Origin of the sequence: Nocardioides sp. YIM 152588 (assembly GCF_040191335.1) — a bacterium.
GTDB lineage: Bacteria > Actinomycetota > Actinomycetes > Propionibacteriales > Nocardioidaceae > Nocardioides.
In genome coordinates this window covers 88,252-109,976 of the sequence record NZ_JBEGDJ010000005.1, presented here as the reverse complement: position 1 = coordinate 109,976, position 21,725 = coordinate 88,252, and the positions used below count along the sequence as shown (strand labels likewise).

The following is a 21,725-nucleotide window of genomic DNA, read 5'->3' as shown; positions in this document are numbered from 1 at the left end:
CGCGCCCGAGCCGCTCTCGGGGGATCTCTCGGTGCCGCCGCCGGTAGGGTCGGCGCATGGAGCGGGGCAGCTACGCGAAGGGGCTGGCGAAGCGTGAGGAGATCCTCGATGCGACGCTGGACCTCATCGCCGAGCAGGGGTACGGCGCGGTCACGATCCGCGGTGTCGCCGACCAGGCGCGGCTGAGCAAGGCCGGCGTCGCCCACCACTTCGCCAGCAAGGACGAGCTGCTGACCGCGCTCCTGACCCGGCGCGACGAGCCGGGCCTGGCCGCCACGCGCGAGGCGATGCCCGAGGGGCTCTTCGACGCGATGCGCGCCTCGATCGCCGGGGCGAGCGCGACGCCCGCGCTCACCGAGCTCTACGTCCGGCTCTCGGCGGAGGCGTCGGACCCCGCCAACGTCGCGCACCCGTTCTTCGCCGAGCGCTACGAGCGGCTCGCGGGGGAGGGGGTCGACGACGTCGTCCGGCTGCAGGCGGTCGGCCAGGCGCCGACCGGCGTGGATCCGTCGGTCCTCGCCGTGCTGGTGGGGGCCGTCGTCGACGGGCTCCAGCTGCGGCTGCTCTACGAACCCGAGATCGAGGTCGGCGCGGTCGTCGACGCTCTGCACGCGCTCTTCGAGCTGGCGGCCGCGGGTGAGGGTGACCCGTCGGCTGCGCCGTCGGTCGGGTCCTCGATGGAGCCCGGCGAGCCCGCCTGACCCCGCCGCGGTCACGGCGCACGGCCCCGGCCTGTGCGCCCTTCCGGCGTACCCGCTCCTGCCGTCGGTCGAGCGGCGAATCTCTGTCCCGGAAACGTACGGGCGAAGTGCTTGACGACCCCTGGCGACGTGAGTACCGTCACAGAACATGAGTCAGAACACGGTTTCACCCCAGAGTGTCGACGTCGACTTCGACCCCACGCGGTTCGACGGCGTGTGGCGCCTGGCCAAGGCGGACTCGACGATCCGGGACGACGAGACCGGTCAGATGACGGCGGAGACGCTCACCGACCAGTGGGTCGAGCGGCGCACCGTCGGCGACGTCATGGACTACAAGATGCACGTCCGGATCGCGCCCGACCTGACCACGCACATGGAGTACCGGGTCCGGTTCAACGACACCGTCTGGGTGCCCTACGCCGTGACCTCGATCGACGGCGACCCGAACGACCCGCGACTGGCGCCCGGCGACGGCAAGCTGCTCAAGGGCGGCACCATCATCGGCCAGCCGATCGCCTGGGTGAAGATCCTCTACATCGACCCGTGGACCCAGGTCCGGCTCAGCAAGAACCTCGACGGGACCACGCAGTACATCATGCAGAGCCGCCTCTCCGAGGACGGCACCAAGCTCTACGGGCACGTCCTGACCCCCGGCGGCCAGCTCATCATCGACAAGCACTTCGTGCGCGAGTCGGACTGAGGCCGCGATGGGACCCGGGCTGCTCGAGTGGGGCGTGAAGGAGAGCTTCCGCCGCTACGTCGCCGCGTTGCCGGACGGCTGCTGCGACGTCTCGAGCGAGATCGCGCTACCGGGCGGGGGGCGCTACGGCTTCCCGCTCATCGAGGTCGAGGCGGCGCCGGCGGCGGTGCTGAGGTTCATCGGCGGCGTGCTCTTCCGCGGCCACGGCGGCCTCCTGCACGTGCCGCTCGTCGAGCCCTGGCTGCACCGCCACGGCGACCGCTGGGTGATGACGGTGGCGGTCGGCACCGGGCCGGACAAGCGGGCCGAGATCGCTGCCGGCGCGGTCAGCGCCGCCGGGGACGGAGAGGTCCTGCTCGACCTCCGCGTCTCCGGGGTCGGCTCGTCGGTCTTCGGCGGCAACTACCCGGTCGGGACCGAGCTCGACCGGGCCCGCCTGCGGCTGGCTCCCACGACGGCCGAGGAGCTGGCGGACACGTTCATCCCCGCCGACGCGACCTCCACCACCAGCTGAACGACACGAACCGAACGAAACGAGAGACCAGATGGCAGTGACCACCCCGTACAAGATGCAGGCCGCGCAGAACCTCCTGGTGGCCGAGGACATCAAGGCCGACTACCAGGAGCTGCGCGCGACCGGCGCCGAGGTCGTCCGGATCGACTTCCCGTTCGGCGGCGAGGGGTGGATGACCCTGCGCTACGACCTGACCCGGGAGTTCTACAACGACCCGCGCTTCGGCATCGAGATCATGCAGTCGCTCGACGACTACCCCCGGGTCCGGCAGATCGAGAAGTCCGCTGGGGCGTCCTTCATCCAGTACGACGGCGCGAAGCACCAGAAGAAGCGCGCCGTGGTGATGAAGCACCTCACCATGAAGAAGGTCCTCAAGCTCCAGGATGCGACCCGGGAGATGGTCGTCGACGCGCTCGACGAGTTCGAGGCCACCGGCGAGCCCGGTGGGCCGGGCAACATCGCCCACGTCCTCGGCCGTCTGCTCCCGGTGCGGGTGCTCTGCGCGCTGCTCGGCGCGCCGCCGATCGAGGACCCCGAGGTGCTGGAGGCCTCCTACCTGCTCGTCGACTCCCGCGCGATGACGCCGGAGGACATGATGGAGGCCTACGTCAAGATCCAGACCTACTTCCAGGAGCTCTACGCCTGGAAGAAGGAGAACCCGGGCGAGGACCTGCTCAGCGCGCTGATCCACGACACCGCGGCGGAGGACTGGACCGAGGAGGAGCTGAGCAGCTTCGGCTTCACCCTCCTCGCGGCCGGCCACGACGCGACCGGGTCGATGCTCAACGGCATCCTGGAGTGGCTCTCCTACGAGCCGGAGCTCTACGAGCGCCTGCGCGACGAGCCGGAGGCGCTGCCCCGCGCCATGGAGGAGTTCTTCCGCCTCGTGACCGTCGGCTTCGGGATGGCGCGCGGTCGGATCGCGTTGGAGGACATCGAGGACTACGGCGGGGTCAGCATCAAGAAGGGCGAGGCCGTCGGCGGCAACATCGTCTCCTCCCACCAGGACGACCGGATCTACCCGCACGCGAACGAGTTCGACCTGGACCGGGAGAACCCGGCGCCGCACATGGCGTTCGGGTACGGCGAGCACGCCTGCGTCGGCGCCCAGCTGGCCCGGATGGAGATCCGGGTCGCGCTGGAGGAGCTGTTCAAGCGGTACTCGAGGTTCGAGAACGTCGAGCCCAGCGAGGGCTGGCGGGGTCGACGCCGCATGAAGGGCCCCGCCGACCTGTGGGTCACCTGGGAACGGGCCTGATCGATGACCGACACCCACGCCCACGTCGTCGTCGTCGGGGCCGCGGCCGCCGGCACGGCGACGGCGCTGAACCTGCGTCGGGCCGGGCACGCCGGGCCGATCACCCTGGTCGGCGACGAGCCCGTGCTCGCCTATGACCGCCCTCCGCTGTCCAAGGGGGTGCTGCTCGGCACCCAGGCGATCGGCGAGATCGGGCTGGCCACCGCCGAGCAGCTCGCGGAGAACGGCATCACCGTGCTGCTCGGGGCCCGCGCCACCGGCCTGGACCCGGTCGGCCACCGGGTCCTGCTCGACGGCGGCGAGGAGCTGGCGTACGACACGGTGGTGATCGCGACCGGTGCCTCGCCCCGGCGGCTGCCGGCGCTCGACGGGCTCGACAACGTCCACGCGATCCGCACCGACCGGGACGCGACCCGCCTCGCCGGGGCGCTGCGGCCGGGCCGCCGGCTGGGCGTGGTCGGCGGCGGGCTGATCGGCCTGGAGGTCGCCGCCTCCGCCCGCAAGCGAGGTCTCGAGGTGACGGTGGTCGAGCCGGCCGAGCTGCCGCTGGCCGAGCGGCTCACCGTGCCGGTGTCGAGCTGGCTGATGGACCTGCACCGTGGGCACGGGGTGGACCTGCGCCTCGGGCGGACCGTGGCCGACACCGTCACCGCGGGCTCGTCGGTCGCCGCCCTCGCGCTCAGCGACGGCGCGGAGATCCCCGTCGACGAGGTCCTGGTCGCCGTCGGTGCCACGCCGAACACGGGGTGGCTGGAGTCCAGCGGCCTCGAGCTCGGCAACGGCGTCCGGTGCGACGAGCACCAGCGGGCGGCCGAGGACGTCTACGTCGTCGGCGACGTCGCCGAGGGCTACCACCCCGTCTACGGCCGCCACCTGCGGATGGAGACGCGGACGAACGCGACCGAGGGGCCGTTCCACCTGGCCCGGACACTGACCGGCGGCGCGGCGCCGTACGCACCGGTCCCGTTCTTCTGGACCGACCAGTACGACGCCAAGGTGCAGGCCTTCGGCATCGCTCGGCCCGGCGACGAGATCGAGTTCGTCGACGGGGGGAGTCCGGAGGACGAGCGGTGGATCGCGGTCTGCCGACGGGAGGGGCGCCTGGTCGCCTTCGTCGGGCGCGGCGCGGGCAAGCCCCTGCTGACCTGGCGACGAGCGTTGCAGAACGAGTTCGAGATGGACCTCAACAAGGAAGTGGCAGTCACACCATGAAGATCGAGATCGACGAGGACCGCTGCATCGCGGCCGGGAACTGCGTGCTGGCCAGCATGGAGCTGTTCGACCAGCGCGACGAGGACGGCGTGGCCATCATCCTCAACGAGCACCCCGAGGGCGAGACGCTGCAGGCCGAGGCCCGCAAGGCGGCCGCGGTCTGCCCTGCGAACGTGATCACGATCGTCGAGTAGTCGGTCGCCAGGGTCCGGATCGGGGGCGCGCCGCTGTGGCGGTGCGCCCCCGTCGTCGTCCTGCAGGGACCGGTCGGCCTGGCCCGGTGTCCGGCGCGCCGTGGAGGGTGTTGACAAAACCGGACGACGTCCGCAAAGTGGTCCCCATCACATAGAACCGGGTTCCGATTGTGGATCTCGGTGGTGGCTCTCAGGCCGCCGACCAGCCGCAGGAAACCCACCCGATCCCGTCACCACGAGGAGCACCATGACCACCGCCGCGAGCACGGAGTCCGTGGAAGATGCCGTCGAGTCCGTCGTCGCGCGGGTCCGCGCGGGCTTCGCCTCCGGACTCACCCGGCCGCTCGCCTGGCGCCGTACGCAGCTGGAGGCGCTCGACCGGATGCTGGTCGAGAACGGCGCCGCGATCGAGAAGGCGATCCACCTCGACCTGGGCAAGCACGGCCTGGAGACCTTCATCACCGAGTCCGGGACGGTGCGGACGGAGATCAAGCACGCGCTGAAGAACCTGGACCGGTGGACCAAGCCGCGCGCCGTCCGCGCGGGCCTCGCGATGTTCCCGTCCAAGGCGCGGATCCAGCGCGAGCCGCTGGGCACGGTGCTGATCGTCTCGCCGTGGAACTACCCGGTGCACCTGCTGCTGATGCCGCTGGTCGGCGCGATCGCCGCCGGCAACGCCGTGGTGCTCAAGCCGAGCGAGCTCGCCCCCGCCACGTCCGCGTTGATGGCCGAGGTGCTGCCGACGTACCTCGACGAGCGGGCGGTCGCCGTCGTGGAGGGCGCCGTCGAGGAGACCACCGCGCTGCTCGCGCTGCCGTGGGACCACATCTTCTACACCGGCAACGGCACCGTCGGCCGGATCGTCGCCACCGCGGCGGCCCGGCACCTCACCCCGGTCACCCTCGAGCTCGGCGGCAAGTCGCCGGTCTGGGTCGACCCGTCCGCCGACGTCGACGCCGCCGCGCACTGGCTGGCCTGGGGCAAGCTGCTCAACACCGGCCAGACCTGCGTCGCGCCCGACTACGTGATGACCACCGCCGAGGTCGCGCCCCGCCTGGTCGAGGCCCTCGGACGGGAGATCACCGCGCTCTACGGCACCGACATCCGGAACAACCCCGACTACGGCCGGATCGTCAACCAGCGACACCTCGACCGTCTGGTCGGCCTGCTCGACGGTGCCACCGTCGCGTTCGGCGGCGAGCACGACCGGGACGACCGGTACCTCGCGCCGACGGTCCTGACCGACGTCACCCCGGCCTCGCCCGCGATGCAGGAGGAGATCTTCGGCCCGGTGCTGCCGGTCATGGTCGTCGCCGGGCACGACGCAGCGATCGACCACGTCAACGCCGGCGACAAGCCGCTGGCGATGTACCTCTTCGCCCGCGCCGGCGAGGTCGTCGACGCCTTCCTGGCCCGCACCTCCTCCGGCGGGGTCGCGGTCAACGCGAACCTGATCCAGATCGGTGTGCCGGCGCTGCCCTTCGGCGGGGTCGGCGCCAGCGGCTACGGCGCCTACCACGGCGAGGCGAGCGTGCGCGCGTTCAGTCACGAGCGCTCGGTCCTGATCAAGGGCAGGGGGCCGAACCTGATGCGGTTCGCCGAGCCGCCCTTCACCGACAAGAAGAACAAGATGCTGCGCGGCAAGTCGGCCGACACGCAGTCCTGAGCTCCCACCCCATCCCGAGAGGATCCGCCGATGACCGCGCTCTTCGCGAACGAGCACGACCTGACCACCGACATCGACATCTCCAGCCTCAAGTTCTGGTCGCAGCCCTTCGAGGTCCGCGAGCAGGCGTTCGCCAAGCTCCGCAAGGACCACCCGGTCAGCTGGCACGCGCCGATGGAGGACCTCGACCACTCGCCGGAGGACCACGGCGAGCGGGGCTACTGGGCGGTGGTCCGGGCCGAGGACATCTCCTACGTCAGCTCCCACCACGAGCTGTTCAGCTCCCAGCTCGGCTTCACCTCCCTGCACCCGCTGATGTCCGAGTTCCGGGCGCCGGCGGCGTTCCTGGACATGGACCCGCCGCAGCACACCGAGTACCGCCGGCTGATCAGCGCGTTCTTCACCCCCAAGGCGGTCACCCGGCTGGTGGACAAGATCGACCTGCGGGCCGGCCAGATCGTCGACGACGTCGTCGGCGCCGGCAGCATCGACTTCGTCGACCGGGTCTCCTCCCGGCTCCCTATGCTCACCGTCGCCGACCTGCTCGGCATCCCCGAGTCGCAGATGGAGGAGTTCCGCGAGCACGGCGACCGGCTCTTCGCGCTCCAGGACCCCGACGCGGCCGACACGTTCGAGGAGCGGATGGCGATCTCCGCCAGCGCCTTCGGCTTCTACGCCGAGCTCGGCATGGAGCTGATCGCCGACCGCAGGCGCAAGCCCCAGGAGGACCTGATGTCCCACCTGGCCAACGGCACCGTCGACGGCAAGCCGCTGGAGGAGACCGACATCCTCATGATCATGCTGCTGTTCAGCACGGCCGGCAACGACACCACCAAGCAGACCACCTCCTGGACGGTGAAGGCGTTCGCCGAGAACCCCGACCAGCGCGACTGGCTGCTGCAGGACTTCGACGGCCGCATCGGCGGGGCGATCGAGGAGTTCGTCCGCTACGCCACCCCGGTGATGCAGTTCGCCCGGACGGCGACCCAGGACACCGAGCTCGGCGGGCAGCGGATCCTCGCCGGCGACAAGGTCGGCATCTTCTACTGCTCCGGCAACCGCGACGAGCGGCTCTTCGAGGCGCCGGACCGGTTCGACCTCTCCCGCGAGCGCAACCCCCACCTCGCGTTCGGCGGTGGCGGCGTCCACTACTGCCTGGGCAACGGCGTCGCCAAGGCCCAGCTGCGGGCGCTGTTCCGCAACATCCTCACCAAGCTGCCGAACCTCGAGGTCGGCGAGCCGACCCCGCTGGTCGGCGACTTCATCAACGGCATCAAGCACCTCCCGGTCAACGTCGGCTGAGCCGGCGCCACCCCGCACTCCCATCAGCAAGGACGAACCCATGGCAGAGCAGCTCATCGTCGTCGACCGTGGTCGGTGCACCGGCCTCGGCATCTGCGAGTCGATCGACCCCGACCGCTTCGAGGTCGAGGACGACGGCAGCCTCCTGCTCCACCAGGAGCGCGTGGCCGAGGCCGACCGTGCCCTCGCCGAGCGCGCCGTCGGCAGCTGCCCCGCCGCGGCGCTCACCATCCAGGAAGGGACCCCCGCATGACCACCCAGACCAAGGCCGCGGTCCTCCGCGACGCCGAGGGCGAGTTCGCCATCGAAGACATCACCCTTGCCGAGCTGGGGCCGACCCAGGTGCTCGTCACCCTCGTCGGAGCCGGCTTCTGCCACACCGACGTCGTGCCCCGGTCGCTCGCGTCCTACGTGCTGCCGGCGGTCCTGGGCCACGAGGGCGCCGGCACCGTCGCCGCCGTCGGCGCCGACGTGACCCGGGTCGCGGTGGGTGACCCGGTGGTGCTGACCTACGCCTCCTGCGGCACCTGCGCCCAGTGCAAGGCCGGGGTGCCGGCGTACTGCACGGAGTTCATCGCGCTCAACATGATGGGCGGGGTGCTGGACGGGACCGCCTCGGCCACCGACGCGGCCGGCCAGCCCGTCGCGAACCGGTGGTTCGGCCAGTCCTCGTTCGCCGAGCACTGCGTCATCGACCAGCGCGACGTGGTCCCGGTCGCCACCGATCTCCCGCTCGAGCTCCTCGGCCCCCTCGGCTGCGGCATCCAGACCGGCGCCGGCACCGTGCTGCGCGGCCTCGACGTCCAGCCGGGCGAGAGCATCGTCGTCTTCGGTGCCGGGGCGGTCGGCCTGGCGGCGGTGATGGCGGCGAAGATCGCCGGCGCCGGCGAGGTGGTCGCCGTCGACCTGCACCCGAGCCGCCTCGAGCTCGCGACCAAGTACGGCGCCACCCGGGTCGTCGACGGTGCCGATCCCGAGCTGGTGGCCGCCATCGTCGCCGGCGGGCCGGGCCTGGACTACGCGATCGACACCACCGCGGTGACGTCGGTGATGGAGGCGGCGATCGCCGCCACCGGCCCCGGTGGCGAGGTGGCGCTGCTCGGCGCCAGCGTCGACATGATCACGCTCCACCCGACGCAGCTCACCGGCAAGAAGGTGACCTACATGCTGGAGGGGGAGGCGGACCCGCAGGAGTTCATCCCCTACCTGGTCGAGCAGTGGCAGGCCGGACGCTTCCCCTTCGACGAGCTGATCACCACCTACCCGCTGGCCGACATCAACCGGGCCGAGGCCGACTCCAAGGCGGGCACCGCGATCAAGCCGGTGCTGCTGCCCTGAGCGCCCTGGCGGGATCGTTCCCCGGCGGACGACGCGCAATGCGGCCTACGATTTCACCCCTCGCGGCCGACCGGTCGCCGGAGCTGAGGAGAGCGCCCCCGTGACGAGTGTCCACGACTTCGACGTCACCGCCGCGGACGGCAGCACCGTCTCGCTGGCCGACTACGCCGGCAAGCACCTGCTCATCGTCAACACCGCCAGCAAGTGCGGGCTGACGCCGCAGTACGAGGGACTGGAGGCGCTCTACCGGGAGCTGCGCGGGGACGGTCTGGAGGTCCTGGGGTTCCCCTGCAACCAGTTCCTGGAGCAGGAGCCGGGGACCGACGACGAGATCCAGGAGTTCTGCCGGACCGCCTACGACGTCACCTTCCCGGTGCTGTCGCGGGTCGAGGTCAACGGCCCGGGGGCGGCCCCGCTCTACGGGTTCCTGCGCGCGGAGCGGCCGGGGGACTTCGGCCCGAAGTACGGGAAGTTCTACGAGGCGATCTCGAGCATCCAGCCCGATGCCGAGCCCGGCGACGTCCGCTGGAACTTCACCAAGTTCCTGGTCGACCCCGAGGGCAACGTCGTGAAGCGCTACGAGTCGCCGGTGCCCCCGGAGGAGATCCTCGCCGACCTGCGCACCCGCCTCTGACCCCGCACTGACCCGGTCCGCGCTCACTCGGCGAGGTAGCGCTCGAGCTCGCCGAGCGTGCGGCCGAGCACCTCGGCCAGGTCCGCGGCCTCGTCGTCGAGCCAGACCTCGTACGCCGTGATGGCCAGCGCCAGGCTGACGTGGCCGGCCAGCCGGGCGGCGACGTCGGTGGGCGCGCAGCCGCGGCGCCGGGCGACGAACTCGGCGATCACTCCCCGCCAGGCGGCGTACTGGTGCACGGAGTGCGCCTGCAGTTCGGGGGTGGTCAGGATCAGCCGCATCCGGTCGCGGTGGCCGGGCTCGGCGTCCGGCGGGAACCGGTTGAACTCCAGGACGGCGCGGTGCACGGCCTCGTGCACCGGCAGGTCCGCGGGCATCGCGGCCAGCGTGGCCCGCAGGTCGTCGAGGGTCCGCTGGAACTGGCCCCACGGGATGTCGTTCTTCGAGGGGTAGTAGCGGAACAGCGTCCGCTTGCCGACCCCGACCTCGGCCGCGATCTCCTCCAGCGTGGTGGCGCTGAACCCGCGGCGCGCGAACAGTCGGAAGGCGGCCTGCTCGATCGCGGTGTGGGAGGTCGCCTCCGGGCGGCCGCGGGGGCTGGCGGGGGCGGGACTGCTCACGGGTCGCAACCTATCGCTGACCGAAAATGGGGACATCAAGTTAAATCATTGCATTTGTGCAACGAGTGCCAATAATGTGACGCGCGACACCCCGAGGCAAGGAGGAGCCATGAACCCGGAGAACGCGCAGCAGGTCGACCCGCACCAGGACTGGGCGGCGGAGCTGGTGGCCGAGGACCTCATCGAGGAGGTCTCGATCGACGGCATGTGCGGCGTCTACTGATGGACGCCCTGCTGGGGGAGCCGTGGGAGCTGACGCCGTCGGTGGCGCTGCGGCCCGAGCCCTTCGGGGCGCTGGCCTACCACTTCGGCAACCGCAGGCTCACGTTCCTCAAGCGGCCCGAGCTGGTCGCCGTGGTGCGCGGCCTCCGGTCCGCCCCGGACGTGCGCTCGGCCCTCGCCGAGGCGGGCGTCCCGGCCTCCCAGCACGGCGCCTTCGCCGCCGCCCTCCGCGGACTCGCCGCCGCCGACATGATCCGCCCGCGCACGACCGACCCGGAGGTCCCGCGATGACCCTCGCCCCCGAGCGACCCGCCGACACCCCCGCCCCCCGCACGCTGGTCCAGCAGTTCGAGCTCGGCCTCGACGCCCCGATCTGCCTGACCTGGGAGCTCACCTACGCCTGCAACCTTGAGTGCGCGCACTGCCTCTCCAGCAGCGGGCGGCGCGACCCGCGGGAGCTGAGCACCGAGCAGTGCAAGGCGGTCATCGACGAGCTCCAGCGGATGCAGGTCTTCTACGTCAACATCGGTGGCGGCGAGCCCACCATCCGTCCCGACTTCTGGGAGCTGCTGGAGTACGCGGTGGCCCACGACGTCGGCGTGAAGTTCTCGACCAACGGCGTCCGGCTCACCCCCGAGCGCGCCCGCTTCCTGGCCTCGCCGGCCTGCAACGGCTACGTCGACGTGCAGATCTCCCTCGACGGCGCGACCGCCGAGGTCAACGACTACGTGCGCGGCCCCGGCTCCTACGACACCGCGCTGCGCGCCCTGGCGAACCTGCGGGACGCCGGCTTCGCGGACGCGAAGATCTCGGTCGTCTGCACCCGGCAGAACATCGGCCAGCTCGACGAGTTCAAGGCCCTGGCCGACCGGTTCGGCGCCACGCTGCGGCTGACCCGGCTGCGCCCGTCGGGGCGCGGCGCCGACGTGTGGGACGAGCTGCACCCGCTGCCGGAGCAGCAGCGCGAGCTGTACGACTGGCTGCTCGCCCACGGCGAGGAGGTGCTGACCGGCGACTCGTTCTTCCACCTCGCCGCGTTCGGCGAGTCGCTCCCCGGCCTCAACCTGTGCGGCGCCGGCCGCGTGGTCTGCCTGATCGACCCGATCGGCGACGTCTACGCCTGCCCGTTCGCGATCCACGACGAGTTCCTGGCCGGCAACCTGCTCGCCGACGGCGGCTTCCGGAAGGTCTGGCAGGACTCGGCCCTCTTCGCCGACCTGCGCTCGCCGCAGACCGGGGGCGCCTGCTCCTCGTGCCAGTTCTTCGACGCGTGCCGCGGCGGCTGCATGGCCGCGAAGTTCTTCACCGGCCTGCCGCTGGACGGCCCCGACCCCGAGTGCGTGCAGGGGTACGGCGAGTCGGCGCTCGCCGGTGACCGGGTGGTCCCGCCCGCCAGCCAGGACCACTCCAAGAGCGCGCCCACGCGCAACCAGCCCGTGATGCTCCGGCTGGGCACGACCCGCACGGCGCCGCCGGTCTCGGCGTGCGCCGAGAGCCCGCTGGCCGGATTCGACCCGAACGGAGAGCGACGATGAGGATCGAGAACCCCTGGAAGGCCAACCCCTGGTTCGAGTCGGTGGCGGTCGCGCAGGAGCGGGCCCGCAAGCGGCTCCCCGCGCCCGTGTACGGCGCGCTGGTGGCCGGCAGCGAGCGCGGGCAGAGCGTCGCCGACAACCAGTCCGCCTTCGCCGAGATCGGGCTCGCCCCGCACGTCGTCGGGCAGCCCGCCGAGCGCAGCCAGGCCACCACCGTGTTCGGGCAGCGGATCGGCAGCCCGGTGATCATCAGCCCCACCGGGGTCCAGGCGGTGCACCCCGACGGGGAGGTCGCCGTGGCCCGCGCCGCGGCCGCGCGGGGCACGATCATGGGGCTGTCCAACTTCGCCTCGAAGTCGGTGGAGGAGGTCACCGCCACCGGCGCCACGACGTTCTTCCAGATGTACTGGACCGGGGACCGGGACACGATGGTGCAGCGCATGCAGCGCGCGCACGCCGCGGGCGTGGCCGGGCTGATCGCGACCCTGGACTGGTCGTTCTCGATGGGCCGGGACTGGGGCAGCCCGGAGATCCCGGAGAAGGTCGACCTCAAGGCGATGGTCCGGCTCGCGCCGCAGGTGGCCACCAAGGGCCGCTGGCTGTGGCAGTTCGGGCGCCAGTACCGCGAGACCGGCCGGCTGCCCGACCTCACCGCGCCCAACCTGGCGCCGCCCGGGGGAGACGCGCCCACCTTCTTCGGGGCCTACTACGAGTGGATGACCACCCCGCCGCCGACCTGGGCCGACGTGGCGTGGATGCGCGACACCTGGGCCCAGATCTCCGGCACCCCGTTCGTGCTCAAGGGGGTGTGCCGGGTCGACGACGCCCTGCGCGCGGTCGACGCCGGGGTCGCGGGCATCTCGGTGTCCAACCACGGCGGCAACAACCTCGACGGCACCCCGGCCGCTATCCGGATGGTCCGCCCGATCGCCGGCGCGGTCGGCAGCCAGGTCGACGTGGTGATGGACGGCGGCGTACGCCGAGGCTCGGACGTGGTGAAGGCGCTCGCGCTCGGCGCGAAGGCGGTCCTGATCGGCCGCGCCTACCTGTGGGGCCTCGCCGCCAACGGCCAGGCCGGCGTGGAGAACGTCCTCGACGTCCTCTCCGGCGGCATCGACTCGGCGCTGCGCGGGCTGGCGCTCTCCTCCACGGCGGAGCTCGGCCCCGAGCACCTGCTGGTCCCGGACGGCTTCGACCGCGCCCTCGGCGCGTCGCTCGAGCCGGCCCCGGCGCTGCGGTGACGGCGATGATCCGGCACGCCCCGACGCTGGCGTCGGCGACCTCGACGGTGGTGGAGGAGGAGGCGTGCGTGCTGGTGCCGGTCGGCGCGGTCGAGCAGCACGGGCCGCACCTGCCGCTGGACACCGACTCGGTGATCGCCGCCGCGGTCGCCGCCGGTGCCGCCACCGAGCTGGCCGACCGGGGGCACCGGGTGCTGGTCGCGCCCGCCCTGAGCTACGGCGCCAGCGGGGAGCACCAGGACTTCGCCGGCACCAGCTCGATCGGCAGCCAGGCGCTGCGCGTCGTGCTCGTGGAGCTGACCCGGTCGATGCGCACCTGGGCCCGGCGCGTGGTCTTCGTCAACGCCCACGGCGGGAACGTCGCGGCACTGCGCTCGGTGGTCGCGCAGCTGACCGAGGAGGGACACGACGTGGACTGGGTGCCGTGCGTGACCGAGGGCGAGGGCGACCTGCACGCGGGCCGGACCGAGACCTCGCTGATGCTGCACCTGCATCCCTGGGACGTTCGGATGTCCCGCGCCGAGGCCGGCAACACCGGCACCCTGGAGGAGCTGCTGCCGCTGATGCGCGAGGGCGGCGTCAAGGCGGTCTCCCACAACGGCGTACTCGGCGACCCGACCGGCGCGAGCGCCGGGGAGGGCAGGTGGCTGCTCGCCGCCCTGGTGCGCGACGTCGTCGCCCGCGTGGCGGAGGCCGAGCCGCGGTGGGAGCGGCTCGAGCCGTGAGCGGGACGCCCCGGGTCGTGCTCGTCACCGGCGCGGCGCGCGGCATCGGCGCCGCGACCGTACGCCGGCTGCGCGACCGCGGGGACCGCGTGCTCGCCGTCGACTCCTGCGCCGGCGGCGCGGCCGGCCTGCCCTACCCGCTGGCCACGCGGGAGGAGCTCGACGCGCTGGTCGGCGAGGCCGGCGGTGGAGCCGAGGTCGTCGGGCACGTGGCCGACGTGCGCGACCGGTCGGCGCTGGCCGACGCCGTCGCCGCGGCGACCGACCGCTGGGGCCGGCTCGACGCCGTCGTCGCCGCGGCCGCGGTGATCGCCGGCGGCCGGCCGCTGTGGGAGACCACCGAGGCCGAGCTCGACCTGCTCTGGGGGGTCGACGTCCGGGGCGTGTGGAACACCGCCGCCGTCGCCGTGCCGGCGATGCTCGCCGGCCCCGATCCCTCGGGCTGCCGGTTCGTGGCCCTCGCCTCCGCTGCCGGCACCCACGGCCTGCACCGCCTGGCCGGCTACAGCGCCGCCAAGCACGCCGTCGTCGGGCTCGTGAAGGGCCTGGCCGCCGACCTGGTCGGGACGGGGGTGACGGCGTGCGCGGTCTCGCCGGGCTCCACCCGGACCCCGATGCTCGACGCCACGGCCGCTCTCTACGGCCTGGACGGGGTCGAGGAGTTCGCCGAGAACCAGCTGCTGCGCCGCCTCCTGGGCCCGGAGGAGGTGGCCGCCACCGTCGCGCACTGCTGCACCCGCGAGGCCGCGGTGCTCAACGGGACGGTCGTGCACGCCGACGGCGGGTTCGCCCCGTGACCGCCGCGGCGGTCCCGGCCGCCCCGACCGGCTCGACGGACCCCGGCCTCCTCCCGCCCGGGTTCGAGGTCCGGCTCCGGCCGGACCTGGTCCGCGCGGACGGCGGCGCGGTGCTGATCGGCGGCTCGCCGACCCGCGCCCTGCGGCTGGGCGACCGCGCCCGCGGCCTGCTGGACGGCGACCGGCTCACGGTGACCGGTCGCGCCTCCGCGCTGCTGGCCCGCCGCCTGCTCGACGGGAACCTGGCCGACCCGGTGCTCGACGCGGTCCCGACGCCGCGCGGCGGGCTGACGGTCGTCGTACCCGTCCGGGACCGGGCGGACCAGCTCGACCGCTGCCTGGCCGCGCTGGCCGGGCTCCCGGTGGTCGTGGTCGACGACGCCTCCCGCGACCCGGCCGCCGTGGCGGCGGTCGCGGCGCGCCACGGCGCGGCGCTCGTGCCGCTGCCCGTCAACCGCGGCCCCGCCGGCGCCCGCAACGCGGGCCTGGCCCGGGTCGCGACGCCGCTGGTCGCCTTCGTCGACTCCGACGTGGTGGTCGCCGCCGACGCGCTGCTCCGGCTCGCGCGGCACTGCGCGGACCCGCTGGTGGCGCTGGTCGGACCGGTGGTCGCGGGGGAGCCGCGCCGCGACCGGCCGCGCTGGTTCGAGCGGTACGACGCCGCCGCCTCCTCGCTCGACCTGGGCCGCGTCGGCGGGCTGGTGCGGCCGGGCGCCGCGATCGGCTGGCTGCCGTCGGCCTGCCTGGTCGGACGGGTGGCCCACCTCGGCGACGGGTTCGCCGCGGACCTGCGGGTCGCCGAGGACGTGGACCTGGTCTGGCGGCTGGTGGAGCGGGGGCTGGTGGTCCGCTACGACCCGACGGAGCGGGCGCGCCACGACGTGCGTGGCACGGTCGGCGGCTGGCTCGGGCGGAAGTTCGTCTACGGCACCGGCGGCGCCGACCTCGCGGCGCGGCACGGCGACCGGGTCGCGCCGGCGGCGCTCACGGTGCTGACCGCGGCCAGCGCCGCGGCGGTTCTGCAGCGGCGCCGCTGGTCGCTGCCGGTGGCGGTGGCCACGGTCGCGCTGACCACCCGACGCCTCGCCCGCGAGCTGCCGGTCGAGCGGGGTGCGACCGCCGTGGCGGCCCGGCTGTCGGTGCGCGGCCTGGGCTGGGCCGTGCGGCAGGAGTCGGCGCTGCTGCTGCGCCACTGGTGGCCGCTCGGCCTGGTCGGCTCGGCGCTGAGCCCGCCGGTCCGCCGCGCCGTGCTGGGTGCGCTGGTCGTCGACCTGTGGGTCTTCCGTCGCGAGCGGCCGGGGGTGGGGCTGCCGACGGCGCTGGTCGCCCGCCGCCTCGACGACCTCGCCTACGGCGCGGGCCTGTGGTGGGGCGCGCTGCGTCGGCACAGCGTCGCCTGCCTGCGGGTGCGGTGGCACGGCGAACGCGGCGTCCCACGGCGGCGACGGGGGCGATGACGACGCCGCCTCCTCGTGGCATAGTGCAAAGAACTAACTGATTGACCTATTGAGGAGGCGCGTGATGCCGGACTGGGACCGCGAGGTCGACTTCGTCGTCGTCGGGAGCGGGGGAGGCGGGCTGGTCGCGGCGATCACGGCCGCGGACGCCGGGCTGGAGACGATCGTGGTGGAGAAGATGCCCGTGGTCGGAGGGTCGACCGGCATGTCCGGTGGAGTGCTCTGGCTGCCGGACAACCCGCTGATGCGCGAGGCCGGGGTGGCGGACTCCGTCGAGGACGGCCTGGCGCACTTCGAGGCCGTGGTCGGCGACGTGGGGCCGGCCTCGTCCGACGCCCGGCGCGAGGCCTACATCGTCGAGGGCAACGCCATGGTCGAGGAGCTGCGCGCCAAGGGCGTCCGCTTCCTGCGCGCCGACGGCTACGCCGACTACCACAGCGACGCGAAGGGCGGCCACGAGCGGGGCCGCTCGATCGAGCCGGCGCCCTTCGACGCGGCGCGGCTCGGCGAGCTCCAGGACAACGTGATCCCCGGGCTCGCCTCCAGCATCGGCATGGTGGTGCTGACCAACGAGCTCCGCTCGATCCAGTACTTCAACCGGTCGCTGCGCAGCCTGCTCGTCGCGATCCGGGTCTTCGCCCGCACGATGCTCGCGAAGGTGCGGCGCAGGACGGTGCTCTCCAACGGGGCCGCCCTGGTCGGCAACCTGCTGGCGATCGCGGCGGACCGCGGCATCCCGGTGTGGCGGGAGGCGCCGCTGAGCGAGCTGGTCGTGGAGGACGGCCGCGTGGTGGGCGCCGTGGTGGTCCACGAGGGCGCCCCGACCCGGATCCGCGCCCGCCGGGGCGTGCTGCTCGCGGCCGGCGGCTTCGGGCACAACGCCGAGATGCGCGGTCGCTACGGCGGCGACCAGCCGAACGACGGCCGGTACTCCTTCGCCAACCCCGGTGACACCGGCGAGGTGCTGGAGATGGCGGTCGGCCTCGGTGCCCGGACCGCGCAGATGGACGAGGCGTGGTGGCTGCCGTCCGCGGTGCCCCAGCTGGCGGGCTCGACGCTCGGCCAGGCCCGGCACCGTCCCCGCGCGATCCTGGTCAACACCGAGGGGCGCCGCTTCGTCTCCGAGGCCGACTCGATGATGGTCGTCGGCAAGGCGATCTACGCCGAGAGCGGCGGCCGGTGCTGGGCGATCACCGACGACGTCTACCGGCGCCGCTACGCGAACGGCAAGGAGCGGCCCGGCGTGCTGCCCGAGGAGTGGGTGACCGAGGGCCTGGTCAAGCGGTCCGACACCCTCGAGGGCCTGGCCGCGCAGATCGAGGTCGACCCGGCGGTGCTCGCCGAGACGGTGGCGCGCTACAACGCCGACGCGGTCCGCGGCGACGACCCCCAGTTCGGCCGGGGGCGCACCGCCTACCACCGCTGCATGGGCGACACGGGCAAGGGACCGAACCCGTCGGTCGACGCGGTGGCGACGGCGCCGTTCTACGCCACCGAGATCATCCCCGCCGACGTCGGTACGTCGGGTGGCGTGCTCACCGACGAGCACGGCCGGGTGATCGGGGCCGACGAGCAGCCGATCCCCGGCCTCTACGCGACCGGCAACCTGACCGCCGGCGTGATGGGGCGGTCCTACCTCGGCGCCGGGGCCAGCATCGCGAGCACGATGGTCTTCGGCTACACCGCCGCGAAGCATGCGGCGACCGCGGCGGCCTGAGCGGCGGGAATCCAATCGGATCAATCAGGCAGATCTATAGCCTTAATGGTCCGCGCGGGCATAGCATCGGCGCACCCTGGCGCCTGCCGCCGGAGCGTCCCAGAGAACCCGAGGAGCCATCGTGGCGACGTACGACTACATCATCGTCGGAGCCGGCTCGGCCGGCTGCGTGCTGGCCGACCGACTGAGCGCCGACGGCAGCACGACCGTCCTGCTGCTGGAGCTGGGAGGTGAGAACAAGAGCCCCTGGGTCGAGATCCCGAAGGGCCTGACCAAGGTCAGCAGCGACCCGACGTACGCGATCTTCAACCAGACCCAGCCCATCGCGCCCTTCGGCATCGAGGAGACCTGGTTCCGGGGCCGCGGCCTCGGTGGCTCGAGCGCGATCAACGGGATGGTCTACAACCGTGGCTTCCAGGCCGACTTCGACGGCATCGTCGAGCAGGGCAACCCCGGCTGGGGCTGGGACGAGATGCTCCGCGTCTACCGGACGATCGAGGACCACGAGCTCGGGGCGAGCGCCACCCGAGGCGCCGGCGGCCCGCTCAAGGTGGGTGTCCGCACCTACGACGACGACCTGTCGCCGCTGATCATGGACGCCGCCACCCGGCTCGGTCACCAGCGCGTGGCGGACGTCAACGCCTCCGACGACGAGCGGATCGGCTACACGCCCGGCACCATCCGGCGGGGACGGCGGCAGAGCGCCGCGAAGGCGTTCCTCAAGCCGGCGACCGGACGCGAGAACCTCACCGTGCGGACCGGCGTCGAGATCACCAAGGTCGTCGTCGAGAACGGTGCGGCCGTGGGAGTGACGGGCATCGCGGATGGTGCCTCGGTCGAGTTCCGCACGGGCCGCGGCGGCGAGGTGATCGTCTCGGCGGGCAGCCTCGGTTCCCCCAAGCTGCTCCAGCTCTCCGGCATCGGTCCCGCAGCGGTCCTCAAGGAGGCCGGGGTCGACGTCGTCGTCGAGTCCGACGGCGTCGGCGAGGGCCTGCGCGAGCACCGCTGCCTCCCGCTCCAGGTCCGCCTCAAGAGCGACCTGGGACAGAACAAGCTGATCTACAACGGGCTGCACCAGAACTGGGAGGGCTTCAAGTACCTCTTCACGCGCAAGGGGCCGATCGCCACGCCGGCGTACGAGATGCTGTGGTTCTTCAAGGCGACCGCCGGCGCCGAGCGGCCGGACGCGCAGGTCCTGGTGACCCCCATGTCGATGGGCGTCGGCATCACCAAGTACGAGGTCGAGCGACGCCCCGGCTTCCAGATGCTGGGCTTCGCGCTCCGCCCGGACAGCCTGGGCTCGGTCCACATCGCCTCGGCGGACCCGAACGTCCCGCAGCGGCTCCAGCCGAGCTACCTCGCCACCGACCACGACCGCGAGGTGTCGCTCGGGATGTTCGCCACGATGCGCCGGCTCGTCGAGCAGTCACCGATCGCCGAGGAGGTCGTGATCGAGACCGTTCCCGGCCCGCTCATCCAGGGCGACGAGGCCGTGCTCGCCCACGCCGCCATGTTCGGCGGCCCCGGGTACCACGCCTCCGGCGCGGTCGCGATGGGGCCCACCGACGCCGAGCCCGTCGACGCGAGGTGCCGCGTGAAGGGCGTGGACAACCTGCGCGTGATCGACGTGTCCGTGCTGCCCCGGATGGTCTCCGGCAACCTCAACGCCCCCATGATGGCGATGGCGTGGCGGGCGGCGGAGCTCATCCTCGCGGATCGCTGAGCACCGCTCGGCGGGCTCGGCGGCTTCGCCGGGCTCGCCCGGGCGGCGCCGGCGGTCAGCGGCGCCTCCGCGCCCCGGCGCCGCCGGCCCGGACCTCCTCGCGGTGCCCCTCGGGCCCGTGGAGCGACCGCCCGGGGACGAGCGCGACCAGCAGCAGCGCGATCCCCATCAGGGGCACCATCAGCAGGAACAGCTCGCCGACCCCGCTGCCGATCGCGTCCTGGTAGCGCTCCCGGATCGCGGTCGGCAGGCTGGCCGGGGCGGGCAGGGCGTGGCCGACCTCCGGCACCGCCGCGGCGACCCGGTTGCCGAGCACGGTGCCGAGCGCCGCGATCGCGATGCTCCCGCCGAGGGACTGGAAGAAGCCGACGAGCGCGCTCGCCGAGCCGACCTCGGCGACCGGCACCACGTTCTGCACGGCGAGCACCAGGTTCGCCGACGTGGCGCCGAGCCCGACGCCCACCACGGCGCTGCTGGCCGCGACCAGCGCCACGGGGCTGCCGCGGTCGGCGGTGCCGAGCAGGGCGGTGCCGAGCACCAGGACGACGCAGCCGAACAGGCACATCGGCTTCCAGCATCCGGTCCGGGCGACCACGCGGCCGTTCACGATGCCGGTCGCGGCCAGCGCGACCACCATCGGCGCGATCAGCAGGCCCGCCTGGGTCGGGTTGAGCCCGTGGCCGAACTGGTAGTACTCCGTCAGGTAGATGGTCGCGCCCATCACCGTCACGCCGATCAGCGACGCGCCCACGGTGCACAGCGCGACCGTCCGGCTCCGGAACAGGCCGAGGCGGACGACGGGGTCGGCCGCGAACCGGCCCTCGATCACGAGCGCGAGCGCCAGCATCAGGACGGCCCCGCCGGCCAGCAGCAGCGCCGGCGCCGACGTCCACGGGAAGCGGGTCCCGCCGAGTGAGATCAGGGCGAGCAGCACGGTGACGCCGCCGACGATCAGCGTGCCGCCCAGGTAGTCGACCTCCACCGGGCGCGGGACGTGCGGGATGCGCAGCGTCCGGCGCATCAGCGCCAGGGCCACCAGCGCGAAGGGGATGCCGACCAGGAAGCAGCCGCGCCAGCCCAGCGGCGAGGTCGCCACGATGCCGCCGATCAGGGGGCCCGAGATGGTGCCGACGGCCCAGCACACGTTCATGTAGCCGGCGTACCGGCCGCGCTGGCGCGGCGGCGCGAGGCGCGCGATGACGGCCTGGGACAGCGCGACGAGGCCGCCGATGCCCACCCCCTGCACGGCGCGGGCGGCGACGAGCACCCCGATGCCGGGCGCGACCGCCGAGACGACGCCGCTGGCCACGTAGACCAGGAGCGCGCACTGCACGAGCCGCTCCAGGTCGAACTGGTCGGAGAGCTTGCCCCACAGCGGCATCGACGCGGTGAGGGTGAGGGAGTTGGCGACGACGACCCAGGTGTAGGCCACCTGGCCGCCACCGAGGTCGGGCACGATCAGCGGGAGCGCATTGATGACGATCGTCCCGGAGATCAGGGCTACCAGCATCGCCAGCATCACGCCCGACATCGCCACCACGATCTCCCGGTGGGTCGGCTCCGCGTCCGGTGCGTCGGGTGGGGCCGCGCGCTCACCTGGGCCGCTGTCGAGCATGTGGTCGCCTCCCGCCATTGGGCCATTGATAGTTTCAAAGTTTGCTATCTATCATCGGGTCTTGGCTATACCCCAACCGCCAGGTGATCTCCGTCCGACCGCGCCGGCCGGACCGAAGAGCCGGCCCCGCGCCCCCGAGCAAGCCCCGAGGAATCCCCGCCATGACCTATCTCGTCGCCCATCCCTGCATCGACATCAAGGACCGTGCCTGCATCGAGGAGTGCCCGGTCGACTGCATCTACGAGGGCGGACGGATGGCCTACATCCATCCCGACGAGTGCGTCGACTGCGGCGCCTGCGAGCCCGTCTGCCCCGTGGAGGCGATCTACTACGAGGACGACGTGCCGCGGCAGTGGGTCGACTACCTCGGCGTCAACGCGGGCTTCTTCGACGAGCTGGGGTCGCCGGGCGGCGCCAGCGTCCTCGGTCCGGTGGACCGGGACGCCGCCGTCGTGGCGGCCCTCGAGCCGCAGAACCAGGCCTGAGCAAGTATTTTCATATCCATCGAAGAATCATTGAGTTAGATCATTGACACTTCGATGATTGCGTGAGTA

At 72.8% G+C, this 21,725-nt stretch carries 23 protein-coding genes; 21 read left to right on the top strand and 2 right to left on the bottom strand.

Going from position 1 to position 21,725, the window contains the following annotated elements:
* Positions 1 to 56: 56 nt before the first annotated feature.
* The 11 genes from ABLM29_RS04840 (at position 57) to ABLM29_RS04790 (ending at position 9,519) form a co-directional block, all read left to right on the top strand.
* On the top strand, positions 57 to 701 hold the full coding sequence (locus tag ABLM29_RS04840) for a TetR/AcrR family transcriptional regulator (RefSeq protein ID WP_349712773.1): 645 nt from the start codon (positions 57 to 59) through the stop codon (positions 699 to 701).
* 148 nt (positions 702 to 849) lie between these two features.
* On the top strand, positions 850 to 1,401 hold the full coding sequence (locus ABLM29_RS04835) for a hypothetical protein (RefSeq protein ID WP_349712771.1): 552 nt from the start codon (positions 850 to 852) through the stop codon (positions 1,399 to 1,401).
* Between the two features lie 7 nt (positions 1,402 to 1,408).
* On the top strand, positions 1,409 to 1,915 hold the full coding sequence (locus tag ABLM29_RS04830; protein ID WP_349712769.1) for an HtaA domain-containing protein: 507 nt from the start codon (positions 1,409 to 1,411) through the stop codon (positions 1,913 to 1,915).
* A 31-nt stretch (positions 1,916 to 1,946) separates the two neighbouring features.
* Positions 1,947 to 3,173 carry a cytochrome P450 gene (locus tag ABLM29_RS04825; RefSeq protein ID WP_349712768.1) on the top strand — a complete coding sequence of 409 codons (1,227 nt, stop codon included), beginning with the start codon at positions 1,947 to 1,949 and terminating at the stop codon, positions 3,171 to 3,173.
* A 3-nt stretch (positions 3,174 to 3,176) separates the two neighbouring features.
* Positions 3,177 to 4,385, top strand: coding sequence for an NAD(P)/FAD-dependent oxidoreductase (locus ABLM29_RS04820; RefSeq protein WP_349712766.1), 1,209 nt, complete (start codon positions 3,177 to 3,179; stop codon positions 4,383 to 4,385).
* Positions 4,382 to 4,579, top strand: a complete 198-nt coding sequence (locus ABLM29_RS04815; protein ID WP_349712765.1) for a ferredoxin — start codon at positions 4,382 to 4,384, stop codon at positions 4,577 to 4,579. Before ABLM29_RS04820 ends, ABLM29_RS04815 begins: the two co-directional genes overlap by 4 nt.
* Before the next feature lie 100 nt (positions 4,580 to 4,679).
* Positions 4,680 to 6,245, top strand: a complete 1,566-nt coding sequence (locus ABLM29_RS04810) for an aldehyde dehydrogenase family protein (RefSeq protein WP_502889168.1) — start codon at positions 4,680 to 4,682, stop codon at positions 6,243 to 6,245.
* A gap of 30 nt (positions 6,246 to 6,275) precedes the next feature.
* Positions 6,276 to 7,547: a cytochrome P450 gene (locus ABLM29_RS04805; protein WP_349712762.1), complete on the top strand. Its 1,272-nt coding sequence runs from the start codon at positions 6,276 to 6,278 to the stop codon at positions 7,545 to 7,547.
* A gap of 40 nt (positions 7,548 to 7,587) precedes the next feature.
* Positions 7,588 to 7,800, top strand: coding sequence for a ferredoxin (locus tag ABLM29_RS04800; protein WP_349712761.1), 213 nt, complete (start codon positions 7,588 to 7,590; stop codon positions 7,798 to 7,800).
* Complete coding sequence (locus tag ABLM29_RS04795) at positions 7,797 to 8,885, top strand: NAD(P)-dependent alcohol dehydrogenase (protein ID WP_349712760.1); 1,089 nt, start codon at positions 7,797 to 7,799, stop codon at positions 8,883 to 8,885. The genes ABLM29_RS04800 and ABLM29_RS04795 overlap by 4 nt, the downstream gene beginning before the upstream one ends.
* A 100-nt stretch (positions 8,886 to 8,985) precedes the next feature.
* The gene (locus ABLM29_RS04790) at positions 8,986 to 9,519 is read left to right on the top strand and encodes a glutathione peroxidase (RefSeq protein ID WP_349712759.1); all 534 of its coding nucleotides are present in this window, start codon (positions 8,986 to 8,988) and stop codon (positions 9,517 to 9,519) included.
* 23 nt (positions 9,520 to 9,542) lie between these two features.
* On the opposite strand, the gene mftR is transcribed toward ABLM29_RS04790, so the two are convergent.
* Positions 9,543 to 10,139, bottom strand: a complete 597-nt coding sequence (gene mftR / locus ABLM29_RS04785; RefSeq protein WP_349712758.1) for a mycofactocin system transcriptional regulator MftR — start codon at positions 10,137 to 10,139, stop codon at positions 9,543 to 9,545.
* A gap of 109 nt (positions 10,140 to 10,248) precedes the next feature.
* Between mftR and mftA the strand changes: the two genes are divergently transcribed.
* From mftA to ABLM29_RS04740, 9 genes are all read left to right on the top strand, one after another.
* Entirely contained in the window at positions 10,249 to 10,362 is a 114-nt protein-coding gene (mftA, locus tag ABLM29_RS04780; protein ID WP_349712756.1) for a mycofactocin precursor MftA, read from the top strand.
* Positions 10,362 to 10,652, top strand: a complete 291-nt coding sequence (gene mftB / locus ABLM29_RS04775; RefSeq protein WP_349712755.1) for a mycofactocin biosynthesis chaperone MftB — start codon at positions 10,362 to 10,364, stop codon at positions 10,650 to 10,652. Before mftA ends, mftB begins: the two co-directional genes overlap by 1 nt.
* Positions 10,649 to 11,896 carry a mycofactocin radical SAM maturase gene (gene mftC, locus ABLM29_RS04770; protein WP_349712753.1) on the top strand — a complete coding sequence of 416 codons (1,248 nt, stop codon included), beginning with the start codon at positions 10,649 to 10,651 and terminating at the stop codon, positions 11,894 to 11,896. Before mftB ends, mftC begins: the two co-directional genes overlap by 4 nt.
* Positions 11,893 to 13,137, top strand: coding sequence for a pre-mycofactocin synthase MftD (gene mftD, locus ABLM29_RS04765; protein ID WP_349712751.1), 1,245 nt, complete (start codon positions 11,893 to 11,895; stop codon positions 13,135 to 13,137). Before mftC ends, mftD begins: the two co-directional genes overlap by 4 nt.
* 5 nt (positions 13,138 to 13,142) lie before the next feature.
* A complete protein-coding gene (mftE, locus tag ABLM29_RS04760; RefSeq protein WP_349712750.1) occupies positions 13,143 to 13,862 on the top strand; it encodes a mycofactocin biosynthesis peptidyl-dipeptidase MftE in 720 nt (239 codons plus the stop codon).
* A complete protein-coding gene (locus ABLM29_RS04755) occupies positions 13,859 to 14,659 on the top strand; it encodes a mycofactocin-coupled SDR family oxidoreductase (RefSeq protein ID WP_349712749.1) in 801 nt (266 codons plus the stop codon). The genes mftE and ABLM29_RS04755 overlap by 4 nt, the downstream gene beginning before the upstream one ends.
* The gene (mftF, locus tag ABLM29_RS04750; RefSeq protein WP_349712748.1) at positions 14,656 to 16,116 is read left to right on the top strand and encodes a mycofactocin biosynthesis glycosyltransferase MftF; all 1,461 of its coding nucleotides are present in this window, start codon (positions 14,656 to 14,658) and stop codon (positions 16,114 to 16,116) included. Before ABLM29_RS04755 ends, mftF begins: the two co-directional genes overlap by 4 nt.
* Positions 16,117 to 16,180: 64 nt before the next feature.
* The gene (locus tag ABLM29_RS04745; protein ID WP_349712747.1) at positions 16,181 to 17,833 is read left to right on the top strand and encodes an FAD-binding protein; all 1,653 of its coding nucleotides are present in this window, start codon (positions 16,181 to 16,183) and stop codon (positions 17,831 to 17,833) included.
* Positions 17,834 to 17,954: 121 nt separating this feature from the next.
* A complete protein-coding gene (locus tag ABLM29_RS04740) occupies positions 17,955 to 19,556 on the top strand; it encodes a GMC family oxidoreductase (RefSeq protein WP_349712745.1) in 1,602 nt (533 codons plus the stop codon).
* 55 nt (positions 19,557 to 19,611) lie between these two features.
* Here ABLM29_RS04740 and ABLM29_RS04735 read toward each other — a convergent pair whose 3' ends face one another.
* Complete coding sequence (locus ABLM29_RS04735) at positions 19,612 to 21,171, bottom strand: MFS transporter (protein ID WP_349712744.1); 1,560 nt, start codon at positions 21,169 to 21,171, stop codon at positions 19,612 to 19,614.
* Positions 21,172 to 21,332: 161 nt separating this feature from the next.
* On the opposite strand from ABLM29_RS04735, the gene fdxA reads away from it, so the two are divergent.
* On the top strand, positions 21,333 to 21,656 hold the full coding sequence (gene fdxA / locus ABLM29_RS04730; protein ID WP_349712743.1) for a ferredoxin: 324 nt from the start codon (positions 21,333 to 21,335) through the stop codon (positions 21,654 to 21,656).
* Positions 21,657 to 21,725 lie beyond the last annotated feature (69 nt).